Genomic DNA, 12,113 nt, shown 5'->3' on the forward strand with positions numbered 1-12,113 from the left:
ATACCATTTTTTCCATCTGATATGAACTATACTTTGCAGCCCGGGATGGTCGTAATCATGATATCGCCCAATCCGCAAACAATCAAAAAACTGCGGACCGCGAAGATAACAAAAAATCTCCTCCTCCGTTGTGATTAAGGGAAGAAGAGATTCATTTGTGACTTCACGAGAGACTCCAAGAAGATGGGTTGATGTTAGATAAAAAGTTGCGCAAAGCAACACAAACCTCTTCCGGTTTGCTGAGCATCGGCAAATGTCCTGCTGGCAGGCTTTGGATAGCATTCGGCGAGAAATGTGCTATCATTTTATTTTGCAAGGATGGACTAAACTCCTTATCCTTTTCCAGCTTCAAATACAATCTTGGTACCGCGGGAATGGAAACGTCCACAGGATCCGAATACAGACGAACGGATTCCGGAACGAAATTTCGAATGATTTCCTCCGCTTGTGTTGGCGACAAGTCATTGCATAATCCGGTACGGATCGCCGAATCCGGGGGTTTTGTACCCACCCTAGGCAAAAGTATAGACAGCATTAAGCGTTTAGGGAACGGGAGAACGGATAAGAAAGAGCCTCCTCTCTTGGGAATAGCCGCCCCGATGGCAGCCAAACCTACAACGCGACCTGGGAACTCAGCGGCGATTTGAAGCGCAAGGAGTCCACCGAGCGAATGCGCAACAATCACAAACTTTTCTACATTCCATGCCCCCACTTGACCTTTGATATAGTCAACATAATCCTTGAGAGTAAGCTCTTGTCTTGATCGCTCCTCTTCCTTCCTCCCAGGATAATTCACGACTAATACCGGATGCTCCAATCCCGAAACCACTTGATCCCAAATCTGATGTCTTAGGCCGGCTCCATAAATAAAGACGAAACCGATTCGTTCTTGTAATCTCTCTTCCACTCTCATCCCAATTTCCCTCCGTTGAGATTAATGATTGTCTCTCAAGAAGGACTCTATCACATAAACAAGACAAAAACTGTCTTATTCATTAGGTGAAGTTAAAGGAAAACGTTGATTGGTGGCCGCGATCTGATGAATCCAATGGCCTTCAGAGTCGGCAAGTAAGATTTGCCATCCGTGATCGGCGGCAGCGGTCAGATTGTGTTCGGTGTCGTCGACAAAAAGGACAGTTGCTCCCTTCGGAAGCACGCTGGCAGCATGTTTGAAGATGTCCGGCGACGGCTTGGCGCAGCCGATTTCACTGGAAATGGTTACGGTCTGAAAATAAGGAAGAATGGGCGCCAAGAAAGGAGCCAGCCATTCGGAGCGGTGGTTGCTAAGAATGTGAAGATCGTAGATTTTGCTCCAATCGGGCACCAATTTGTAGGCAGGAAGCGGCTGCAGGCAGGAAAGCATCAGACTGCGTGCTTGTGACTCATTCATGGAAGATTGAATCGAGCAAGCCCAGGTAAAGAAATCCGGTTCGGATATCTCGCCGGTCCAACATTTATCGCGAAGCTCCTGCTTGTAGAGGCGTCGTAAATCTTCATAAGAAAGGGATGCGGAAGCGGCAAGCTCATGCCAGAATCGGGTTAAGTTCGTGCCTAATACTCCCCCGACATCGAGAACGAGTTGGGTTTTACTCATCATAGCACCTCGTTTGCATACAATTCGTTTAAATAATAATTCCAGGAAGGGACGACTATTCCTGCAAACAAAATATGTTACCATAATATTTATTATGTTAACTATTATTTATCGAGTTGTATAGTAATGGCTGTTTCTTCCAATACCCTCGAAATCTTCTTTCAATATTATTGTTACACATTATATGGCTTGTTTCCCAAGACTTGTCTAAGCCTCTCCCGCGCTGCGCATGCTGGCGATGCAATGGAAGCTGCGCGGCAATTGGCGCTGCTGGAGCCGCTATGGGCGTTATTTCGTCAATATGGAAGCCTGCACATCATTGCGACAGCTGCGGAATTGCAAGGGTCGAGCGACAGCCCCAGCCTGCCGCTACCACTGCACGTGTTTAAATGGAGCCTCCCGCCAGTAACTGCAACTCGGAGAGATTCTTAATTATTTGAAGCTTGTTAAATAACACCGGCTTCGGGGGTGCTCCATTATGACAGGCCTTTATTTGCCCTGTTTCCAGCGTTTCCCAAAGGAAAATTAAAGCGGTAGTCCAGGACTTTATTTTTAATGTCTCGAACCACCGCTATTTCTTTAAGTTGTCGCTGGATGACGAGTACGACGTTCATTCCTTTTTTGGAGAACCAATTGGCTAAGTTCTACCAGTAATGCCTGGTCGGCTCAATACCTTTTGATAAATATTCCCCACCGATTCCATTACAATTGCAACATGAACAAATCATTCGCTGTCGAGTCATCCCCTGCGCGCGGAATGTCCCGAGGGTCACTCCCTTCAAGGCTCCATAACAAAAAAGGGCAGTACCCGAAGGTGCTACCCTTTCTCTATTATGGAGCCAAGGGGAATAATGCGAGTGCATTTATCACAGTTAAGGAGTGTATTTGATCGCATCTACATAGATCAATCCCGTGCCTTTGCTAACAAATTTGATCGTATGACTTGACTTGGAGAGCCCCGATATTTGGAACACGTCCGTTTTCGCTTCGCTGCTGTTCGATTGGAAGCTGATTGTGCTCACGAGCACATTGTCGATGTATATATCCCCCGTACCCGCCGTCGGGTTTCGGTCGCCGAACAGCGCAACAGCCGTACCGTTGAACGTAAACTCCGCTGAAGAGCCGGAGACATTGCTTCGATGAAGTGTATTATAATATCTGGCGTTTAAGCCCGTTATCGCGTTCCATTTTCCCGTGTAGGCGATCTGGCTCGAAGCATCATCCACCAGAACGGGAGTTGTTGAGGTGTAAGAATTTCCATAGCGGTAAATATTCTGCTTCGCGCGCTCGTCTTCTTCCACGGTAACGATAAATTCCCCGTTCGTCGGACGCTGATAGGCATTGATTGCGTATGGCACATCCACCCAACCGGAACGATAACCGGTTTGCTCCGTCATCCATAGCGTGCCCACAAACGTTCCATCATCAGTATTATAAACGTATACTAACGGCTCGCTGCCGTATACCATGAAGATCCGTCCCCCCTCGATCGTCATGGCTTTAGGGTAATTCTGATTCATGACTTCGAATTCCAGATTGATCGTCCAGGTCGCTGTTCGATTGCCGGCAGACCAGTTGTCGTAACGGGCCAGCACGCTGCCTGTGCGCCCCCAATCTTTCTTCGGGAGGGCAGGAATATATCCCGCGAGATACATCGTATCCGTTTCGGCGACATACTTCACTCGCTGAAGCACATTAAAGGGTGCCGGCATCGCAAAGTCCTTTTTCGTAGCGCGGGTATAAATCGGATTGCCTATTGCGTCAAGCCCTTGTACCGGATATTCACTGATACCGGATGTCTCGAACGCTTGCCAGATATTTCCCTGGCTGTCGATATCCCAGCCCCAGCTTGAAGGATCATTCGTTCCGACCGAATCGAATTCCGAGCTCTGCATATCTCCGTCTCCGTTGTCATCCTTCCAAATCCATGCGCCGGAGGCCGGCTGGGTCGTCGGCCAGCTCGAATGCTTACCCGCGATCAAGCCGGAAGGTACGGCGATCTCCCCGTCAAATCGGTAAATGCCGAGAAGGTCGGCATACTGGCCGGTCAAGTAAAGAAATTTTTTCCCCTGGATATAGCGGACGCCAAGCGGCGTCTGTTGAATGAATCCGGATTGATTGAGCCTCGGATCGTTCGGGTAGGCAAACCGGTCGAAGGTCTGCGCTCCATAGGTGCCTTCTTTACCCCCACTTTGGCTGTAGTCCAAATCAAATCGCTGCAAGGACGTATATAAGTTAGTATCCGCTGCAGCATCGATGACGCCTGCATCGACAAATTCAAGGCCGAGCAGCTTCCATACCAGCGTCTTGTCGGGGCTGAACTTGCGCAAATCGGATCTTGCCCATTTGACGTCGATCATATTGTTGCCGAAGCCGTTCCCGCTGACGTAATAATTGCCGTTGGCATCCACGCCCACGCCGGTCGGACCGTTCAGCTTCAGATCGCCGTACTGTCCCTTCGTCCCCGAATAAATGCCGTTTAACGTCCCCAGCGCGCCGATAGAAGACGGCGTTCCGGAAATCGAAAACATTTTAATTTGTTGATCGGGACCGTTATCCGCCACCAACAGGTTTCCCGGCACCTCGGCATTGTCAATGGCGAGCGCGGTTGGATCTACAACGTCTGTAATCTCTATGTTTTGAAAATCTCCGTTCCGATCATACTTTCTGACTTTCCCGTTCGTGATTCCGTCTTTGATTTGAACGACCCACAAGTATCCGGATTTATCCAAAACTAGAGCCCCTGGCCGGTTTTGCGCAATGCTGCTCACCAATGTCATGGTGTCGGTGTCGTAAATTTTGATCGCATTGGCCTGGAAATCGCTGACGTATAGCTTATTACTGCCATACGCCAGACCTCTCAATTGATCCGCTTGGCTGACAACCAGCATATCGCCGAACGGCCCGCTGCCGCCGGTGAACGGTGCGTGGGTCAAAGTCGACTTGTTGAATCTTTGGACCGCATACCAGGTTGTTCCGGATGGGGGCGTGTTACTTCCGTAGCCTCCGGCCTGAGACATCGTAATATAAAGATAGTTGCTGTCGGCTGTAACGGCATAGCCTCCGTGCCGCCCCCAACCGTGCATATCGGGCAGCAGACCAATCTCATCGCCGTCCTTGTACACGCCGACTTCCCGCCCGCCTTCGTCCCAGAAGCTGTTCGCGGTCACAGTCCCGTCCGGATCCACATAAATGCCAAGCATATTGTTCTGCACCCACTTATTATCCATGCCGCCAAACGTGTTCCCGATCCATGAACCGACGAAAGTTGTATCGGCAAACGCGGAAGAGGCAAAAGAGGCACAAGAAGCCAGAAGCAATGCAATCAGCAGAACGGCCATTTTTCTCACCGAATATTTACTTGTCTTCTTCACTAATGATCCTTCCTTTCGATCTATAGTTTTCAACAGGGGAAGTTATTGAAAAAACATGACGATACCCTAGTTGTGAACCGAAGCTCACATATGTCGCCCCATTCTAAAGACTTTACCGCTTAAGTCTCCACCTCCCTTGATTCCTGCATTCATTATATATATCGACAGCAGCGGTTGGTTTTGGAAGCCCCAGCTCGGAACGCACGACCGCCGCAGTCTTTGATCCCCAGAAAAATACGAACGAGCAGGCGCCAGACTGGACAGAATATATGCGTTTTCAATTAACTTTATATCAGATCATTCTTCTCGCGAAGAATAGAATCTCTTTGTATTTGTATAGTCTGGAGAGGGACGGTCAAAATCTGTCCCTCCTTTTTAATGGTGATCTATATATTGCCTTATGCTGCCCCGCATTTCTAATAATCCACTTTTCCGCTCATATACGTTATCCGGGACAGGTGAGATTACCGAATTGCCCACGCTTATATGCAACGTTATTGATCATATTCGCCGTGAAGCGGTGTTTCATCGAGCTCAGCCTCTATAATCCTCCGTAGAAACAAAATGTTTTGAAGCCACCTCATCGTCCTCCTATTATTCAATTTGTCCTCCATTTTTTCTCTTATTATAATTTTTAACTATTGCATTTGTATAAAATTTCCTTAACTCTTACTCGCAACGGCTAATAAAGCTGCCGATCAATTCTCGTACCAGTTAGTGCTATCAGCAGGCACGTTGGTACGATTACGGTCATCCTTCGTATACCACTAGCAGCAATCTGTCGGGAAAGAGATAATGTTCTTGTCAAAATCGGGAATGGAATAAAGTTCTTGTCATCACCAAGTGACAAGAACTTTATCCCATAAAATGAAAAAGCCGCATTATATGCGGCTTTTAATGAGATAATGTTCTTGTCATCCGATAAAATCATCGAAGCTATCGCTTCTACAAACGTCATCCCGCATAAAACGCCTACGTTGACGCATATGGGTTGTATCTTTTTCGAAAATATTACCTTTTAATCAAATCGGCAGCAGCTAAAAATAAAATTACTGCCGGGCCTGCCGTCTTTCCGCTAATTTCATCAGGTTATTCAGGCTGATCTGCAGACTATCCATCGGATTGCCGGGGCACACATCCTGCTCTACGGCATACCATTCGACACCATTAGCTTCGCACCAGTCCAAGATAGGGGCAAAATCGATCGAGCCTGTTCCTACCTCGGCAAATGTCTGCTCCTCATCCGTCGTCATATCCTTCAAATGGATAATCGGCATCCGGTTGGCATAAGGCTCAAGGAACAATAAAGGATCGCGGTTTCCTTTCTTCACCCAGTAAACATCAATTTCCGCCAGCACCCGATTGTCCGCAGCAGGCTCCAGCAAATATTCAAGCGCCAGCTTGCCTTCCACATGGGACTCCAGCTCAAAAGCATGGTTATGATAGCTGATCCGGAATCCTTCCGGCGCCAATTTACGGGCAACCTCATTCAAAAATCCTCTAACCGACCGGTAGCCTTCCTCCGTCCGCAGTTCTTTGCCGATCACCTTAAGCACAATATCCCTTGTCTCAAACAGCTTCGCCTCATTAACTACTTCGTCTAACTCATTCTGCAGTCGGTTAAGCGGTACATGAATTCCGGCGGCTTGCAGCCCTGTCTCCCGCATAACGGCGGCAATCTCCCGAGAATCGTAACCAAGTAGTCCGGAAATCTGAACTCCGGCCCAGCCCATCCGCTTCAGCTCCCTCAATATTCCGGGAAAATCGTCCCTGCATAAATCTCTGACCGTACTTAATTGTGCCGCAAATTTTCGATGCACTGCCATCACTCCTGGATTTCATATTTTGAAAGCTGCCGCTTTCCCTTGATTATAGCAATCGCCTAAATCGGGAGATACACAAGTTTTTAGTGATATTCTACATATATTTAGGTAATGGGATGATCGTATATCCTTCTGAAAAAAAGGCCAACCAGATAAGTCTGGCTGGCCTTTCAACGAGTGAGGCTGTCATTTACGCTTTCCATTGTATTTACAAAATCGGATGATCCGCTCCTCAACGATTTGCGAATCTGGCGTCCGAACTCCGTCGATTCCCGGATATGCAAAAAAACAGCCTGACATCCCACATTAAGGAGATGAGGCTGATCTCCTTAATCAATCAAACGATGCTCCCGGAACGCGGCGGCCTGCCCGTGGAAATTGCCGTGTTCATCGACGAGATTCCATACCGTTGTTTGCACGATATAAAATCTGCGGCCGGTGCTGGAAATCCGAATTCCCGTGTAATTGTCAATATAGCCGTGGCTGCTGACAGCTCTTAGGAAGCTTTCTCGTTCCTCGCGTTTCATCGGTTCTGCGGTTAGCCGCGACGGAGTGCTTATGAACGTCCCCCAATCCATCTCCCAAAGCTCCATCGCCGCCAGGTTGCCGAAATTCAAGATCGGATCGCTCTCCGTTCCATGGGAGAGTACAACGATGGGAGCCTTTAGCAGCTGCTCGAATGCCTTGCCGGGTTCTACCGTTTCAACTATTAGAGATTTTCCAGTCCATCTCCGATAGCTGTCCATAATCAGTCTGGCATGCCCATCGGTTGCTCCAATGCCTGTATAATTCATGTGATAAGTTATCCTCCTTAGCTTGTCTCCGCATAAAAGGAAGTCATGACTGCCGATGCATATTATACCTAATCGCCGGTGCGTTGTTCAATATTAAGACACCGCTTCTTATTATTTTTCTTTTTGTATGCAGTTTCACCTATATGGCGAGTCAATACATCACGAGCGGCCCTCCTGGGAACATTCATTTTTTTGTCGTATGTACGCTCATCTTCTTTGTTCATCTCTTTACGCACATCGGCCAAGCGATCTTTTTCCGCAGATTAACCCCGGGAGCTCTGACATCCGCACTCCTCGTTCTCCCCTACTGTCTTATTTTGTATCAGCAATTGTTCCAAAACCATATCGTCACATGGGGTATGATCGTAATAAGCTTGCCTTTTGCAGTATTGATTGTACCGGTCCTTTTGACAGCCCATTGGATCGGGAGAAACGTCGTATGACATTGAATCATGGAGTGGAGTGAAAAAGATGGCAAGAACCTCAGTCAAGAAAGAGGCGATTCTGCAAGCTGCTTTGGAGCTGTTCGCCGAGAAAGGGTTTTCGGCCACGGCTACAAAAGAAATCGCGGAACGCAGTGGTACGGCGGAAGGGCTCCTATTCTATTATTTCAAAGATAAGAGAGAGTTGTTAATGCAGGTGGTTCGGACGTTCTCCTTTCATCATGCCATTCAAGAGAAAGAGAGCGCTTTAGACCGATTGGACGCAGAATCGGCGCTGATGGAATACGGGAGAGCATACTTGTCTTTTCTTCGTGAGCATCGTTCCTATCTGCTATTGATCTGGTCACCTGAGCTGATGGCCGACAATGAGATTTCCAAGGAAGTCGCGGGGCTTGTCGAGAGAATAGTTAGCGGAGCCGCCAGGCTATTAGAGAGAGCGGCGAGGAATAAGCCGGTTAGCCCACAGTCCTTGGAGGCGGCAGCCGGCATGATGCTATCCTCCCTGCTAACGTACTCCGCCGTCGGCATCCGGTTAGGGGGTAGAGCACTTGAGCGGGACGATATATTCGTGAGGTAGTGACCATTTTGCTGAAGGGACTTTGAGATCACATAAAAGCGTCACGGACTCCGGAACCGTTCACCCATTTAGACGGCAGCGGGCCCGGTCTTCCTCATTTTTCCGTCGGACCTTGAAGGCTCGCATTTCAATTGGAGTAATAGTATGATCAATGTTAGCAGAATGGTATTTACTACATGATCAAGGAGGAACGAATGATTTGAAGAAGAGTTTAACTCTGATCACCGCAGCAGCCATGGCTTTTTCTATGTTAGCTTCATCCGCTATGGCCGGCACAACAAAAACAACTTCCGACTATAAAGATTTGACCAATCTTGACCCGGGATTAAAATCCAAGCTCGACGTCCTTCTCTCTAATGGCATTTTCGAAGGGATCACAGACGATAGCTTCGGCATCTCGCAGCCTATGACAAGAGCTCAATTCGCGAAGGTTGCTTGTCTGGTTTTCGGGCTTCCGGTAAACCAAACCGTTCGGACTTCCAGCTTCTCGGATGTCCGTACGGATGATCCTGTGAGCGGCTGGGCGGTTTCCTATATCGAAGCGGCCAAGAAAGCCGGGCTCATTGACGGAAAGACTGACAGTACCTTTGCGCCTGGAGAGAATGTAACCATTGGGCAGTTGGATAAGGTGTTCATTAATGGACTTGGCCGAAAAGTGAATGTCGATTCGAATCCCTGGTATGCCGATGCCGTCAAGCAAGCGACCGATCTGAACATCCATCCGGCTAACAAGAACGGAGCTGCTTCGGCTACACGTGCCGACCTGGTTACGGGTGCCTATGGTTCCTGGATGGCCAACCGCAATTCAAAGGAACAAGATCAGGTGTCCGTCATATCCGCTCAAGCATCCGGCGATCAAGCCGTACAGGTTACTTTGGACAAATCCGTCGACATATCAAAGGCCTCGTTGACTCTTAAACAAGGAGATGCAGTCATTCCGACCGTAATTACGTGGTCCAGCGATACGAAATCGGCTGCATTAACCTTAATCGGAGACGCTAAGCTATCCGGTGGAGATTACAACGTCACCTTGAGCGGTCTCGATTCCATCAAAACCGCATCCACTGCTTTTACCGTTCCATCTTCTGCGCCTGCAGGCGGTTTGAACTATTCCGTTACCAATGCATACGATTTAAGTAGCGTGATCGATAACGGGCTAACGGCGATGGCGACTGGGGCCGACGGTTATGCAACGAAATCGGAGGTTGAAGATCCTACGGTCAGTAAGTTCGCCAAGGAAATTATACTGACAGCCGCTACAACTTCCGGAAATGAGGTCGCTTTGCCCGGTATGATTCAGTCGATCGCCTCAACGAACCCCGCTGTCGTCAAAGCAGTCGTTTCCTTTGATCACAGAGGTTATATCCTAGGCAAAAAGCCCGGGAAGGCGACGGTAAGCATCATTTTCACAACCTTGAACGGCGGCAGCAAGCAATTGTCTATACCTATTAATGTGAAAGATGACGCCGTTACCGGCCAGCTTGTTGAAGCAAGGGAAACCTCTATCGAGCAGAACTTGACCGTCACCGGCGGCGTATATACCGCTCAATTCAATGCGTACAGTGAAATGGATTTGAAAGTAACCGATAATTACGGTATTACCTACGAGCCTGGTGAAGTTCAGAAATACAATTTTGCATTAGGGACGATATTCATTCCGGAATATATTGTTGGAGACTCCAAAGGTCCGATAGGCAGTGTCTCAATTGATAAAGACGGAACCGTTCATGTCACCGGCAATGTGACTCAATTCAATCTGACGGCCATCCTGCCTACTGGGAAGCGGGCCACTTCCGAGGTTAAAATACGAAAGCCGTAAGCTAAGATGATACGGACAATGGGCAGGAAGGTTCTTATCTAAGCATTGGAGAAAATACCGTTTGAGGAGCTGCCGCATCTGCTCCTTATTCGTTTTTCGTACTCTTCATTCTGACTGTAATTTTTACATTTCTTTAACTATTCTTAAAATCTTACATGTTATACTATAAGTTGTTCATTTACTTTATTTGCCGAGGGAGATGTAGCATGGATTTTATTCAGACGGTCATATTTGCTGTGATCCAAGGAATCACCGAGCTGTTTCCGATTAGCAGTGTGGCCCATGGTGTATTGACTCCTTATGTTTTTCACTGGAATTTGAGTCCCGAATTTTTAAAGGAGCACTTTTTACCATACGTGGTTATGCTGCACTTAGGCACGGCCATCGCTCTGCTTGCCTTTTTCAGCCGCGATTGGCTAACAATGCTTCGTGCGCTGTTTTCAGGCGGCGTGTCCCAATCTAGAAAAATTTTATTGCTCGTGATCGTAGGAACGATACCGGCAGCATTGCTTGGCGTCATTTTCGAAAAGAAGCTTAGTAACATGTTCAGCAGCGTTACCAGTGCGGCGATATTTCTTATTGTTAACGGCTTCTTGCTTTATTTCGGCGAGAAAGCTTCCGGCCAGGGCACTAAAGAGGTTGAAGATTTAAGTTATGGACAAGCCCTCATTATCGGTCTGTTTCAATCCTTGGCGTTAGTGCCTGGTTTTTCGAGATCGGGCTCCAGCATGACTGCAGGATTTTGGATGGGACTAAGGCATGAAGCTGCCGCCCGTTTTTCGATGCTGTTAGCCACCCCGATTATCGTGGGCGCAGGTATTTTGGAGGTTCCCAAGCTAAAAACCGGCATGCATGGGCTGCTCGGAATGTCCATCCTGGGTGGTATCTTTTCGGGGATATTTGCTTTGATCGCCGTATGGATCCTAATGAAGTGGTTTAAAAAGCACGAGTTTAAGGCGATGAGACCTTTTGCCTATTATTGCTGGATCGTCGGCGTGATCGTTCTCTTGTCTGTTTATGCATTTTAATGGAATGAGTGGAAATTGGAAAAGTCAAGCTAAACGAAGAAATTCGTTAAGCTTGACTTTTTTTATTGTCTGGATTTGCTATAATAAACGCTTTTTAAATCCGCTCTGATCATATTTTGGTAATAAGTTGCAAAAGCAAAACTGCCGATTAGGCAGACTCCCCTTTCATTGATACCCACAATCAAAGCATGAGCCGTTGAACTTGGGCGGCAGCATTCTTAGCTCTCATCCTTATCTGATTTAAATTGCTGACTGGCCGTTTCTTTTTTCCAATGTTCTAACTTATGCGGACTGATTCCTAACTGGAGAACAATTTCTTCAATGCTTAACGTTTTTTTGTCCACACAATCGTCTCCTTTGGAAGTAGGAGGAACAACCCCCTATGGAAGTGAAAGGTGGTCGGTTGCACTACTCGCTCCCTCGGGTCCAAGTGCCCATGTACAGATCCGAATTCATAGCGACCACGTTATTTACAAAAAGGAATCCTTATTTCCGCGTCATTCCGATCCATTGATCTCATTATAAAGCATAAGACCGCTCCAATTATCTCAATTTGCGTCTCAATAATTTCTCATTTCAGTCGCTGCTGTCTCACCCCGAGAGAGGAATTCAAATCATAGATGTCGAATAATATGGACGTAATTTAGGATTAAGGTGGGGG

At 47.6% G+C, this 12,113-nt stretch carries 11 protein-coding genes and 1 riboswitch; of the genes, 4 read left to right on the forward strand and 7 right to left on the reverse strand.

Annotated features, from left to right (window positions below; translation table 11 throughout):
- Positions 1-163: 163 nt before the first annotated feature.
- The 6 genes from O9H85_RS23780 to O9H85_RS23805 form a co-directional block, all read right to left on the reverse strand.
- Positions 164-913: an alpha/beta fold hydrolase gene (locus tag O9H85_RS23780; protein WP_269883905.1), complete on the reverse strand. Its 750-nt coding sequence runs from the start codon at positions 911-913 to the stop codon at positions 164-166.
- Between the two features lie 75 nt (positions 914-988).
- Complete coding sequence (locus tag O9H85_RS23785) at positions 989-1,594, reverse strand: HAD family hydrolase (protein ID WP_269883906.1); 606 nt, start codon at positions 1,592-1,594, stop codon at positions 989-991.
- An 872-nt stretch (positions 1,595-2,466) separates the two neighbouring features.
- Entirely contained in the window at positions 2,467-4,968 is a 2,502-nt protein-coding gene (locus O9H85_RS23790; RefSeq protein ID WP_269883907.1) for a hypothetical protein, read from the reverse strand.
- Positions 4,969-5,650: 682 nt separating this feature from the next.
- On the reverse strand, positions 5,651-5,926 hold the full coding sequence (locus O9H85_RS23795) for a hypothetical protein (protein WP_269883908.1): 276 nt from the start codon (positions 5,924-5,926) through the stop codon (positions 5,651-5,653).
- A gap of 91 nt (positions 5,927-6,017) precedes the next feature.
- Positions 6,018-6,788, reverse strand: coding sequence for a sugar phosphate isomerase/epimerase family protein (locus tag O9H85_RS23800; protein WP_269883909.1), 771 nt, complete (start codon positions 6,786-6,788; stop codon positions 6,018-6,020).
- 332 nt (positions 6,789-7,120) lie between these two features.
- Positions 7,121-7,585 carry an MEKHLA domain-containing protein gene (locus O9H85_RS23805; RefSeq protein WP_269883910.1) on the reverse strand — a complete coding sequence of 155 codons (465 nt, stop codon included), beginning with the start codon at positions 7,583-7,585 and terminating at the stop codon, positions 7,121-7,123.
- Positions 7,586-7,728: 143 nt separating this feature from the next.
- On the opposite strand from O9H85_RS23805, the gene O9H85_RS37880 reads away from it, so the two are divergent.
- The 4 genes from O9H85_RS37880 to O9H85_RS23825 all read left to right on the forward strand — a co-directional run bounded on the left by O9H85_RS37880 (position 7,729) and on the right by O9H85_RS23825 (position 11,452).
- The gene (locus tag O9H85_RS37880; RefSeq protein ID WP_409348191.1) at positions 7,729-8,028 is read left to right on the forward strand and encodes an HXXEE domain-containing protein; all 300 of its coding nucleotides are present in this window, start codon (positions 7,729-7,731) and stop codon (positions 8,026-8,028) included.
- 28 nt (positions 8,029-8,056) lie between these two features.
- Positions 8,057-8,605 carry a TetR/AcrR family transcriptional regulator gene (locus tag O9H85_RS23815; protein ID WP_269883912.1) on the forward strand — a complete coding sequence of 183 codons (549 nt, stop codon included), beginning with the start codon at positions 8,057-8,059 and terminating at the stop codon, positions 8,603-8,605.
- Between the two features lie 199 nt (positions 8,606-8,804).
- Positions 8,805-10,424 carry an S-layer homology domain-containing protein gene (locus tag O9H85_RS23820; RefSeq protein WP_269883913.1) on the forward strand — a complete coding sequence of 540 codons (1,620 nt, stop codon included), beginning with the start codon at positions 8,805-8,807 and terminating at the stop codon, positions 10,422-10,424.
- 206 nt (positions 10,425-10,630) lie between these two features.
- Complete coding sequence (locus O9H85_RS23825) at positions 10,631-11,452, forward strand: undecaprenyl-diphosphate phosphatase (protein ID WP_269883914.1); 822 nt, start codon at positions 10,631-10,633, stop codon at positions 11,450-11,452.
- A gap of 218 nt (positions 11,453-11,670) precedes the next feature.
- On the opposite strand, the gene O9H85_RS23830 is transcribed toward O9H85_RS23825, so the two are convergent.
- Positions 11,671-11,796: a hypothetical protein gene (locus O9H85_RS23830; RefSeq protein WP_269883915.1), complete on the reverse strand. Its 126-nt coding sequence runs from the start codon at positions 11,794-11,796 to the stop codon at positions 11,671-11,673.
- A 44-nt stretch (positions 11,797-11,840) separates the two neighbouring features.
- Positions 11,841-11,924: riboswitch (cyclic di-GMP riboswitch) on the reverse strand.
- Between the last annotated feature and the right edge of the window lie 189 nt (positions 11,925-12,113).

Origin of the sequence: Paenibacillus gyeongsangnamensis (assembly GCF_027533625.1) — a bacterium.
GTDB lineage: Bacteria > Bacillota > Bacilli > Paenibacillales > NBRC-103111 > Paenibacillus_G > Paenibacillus_G gyeongsangnamensis.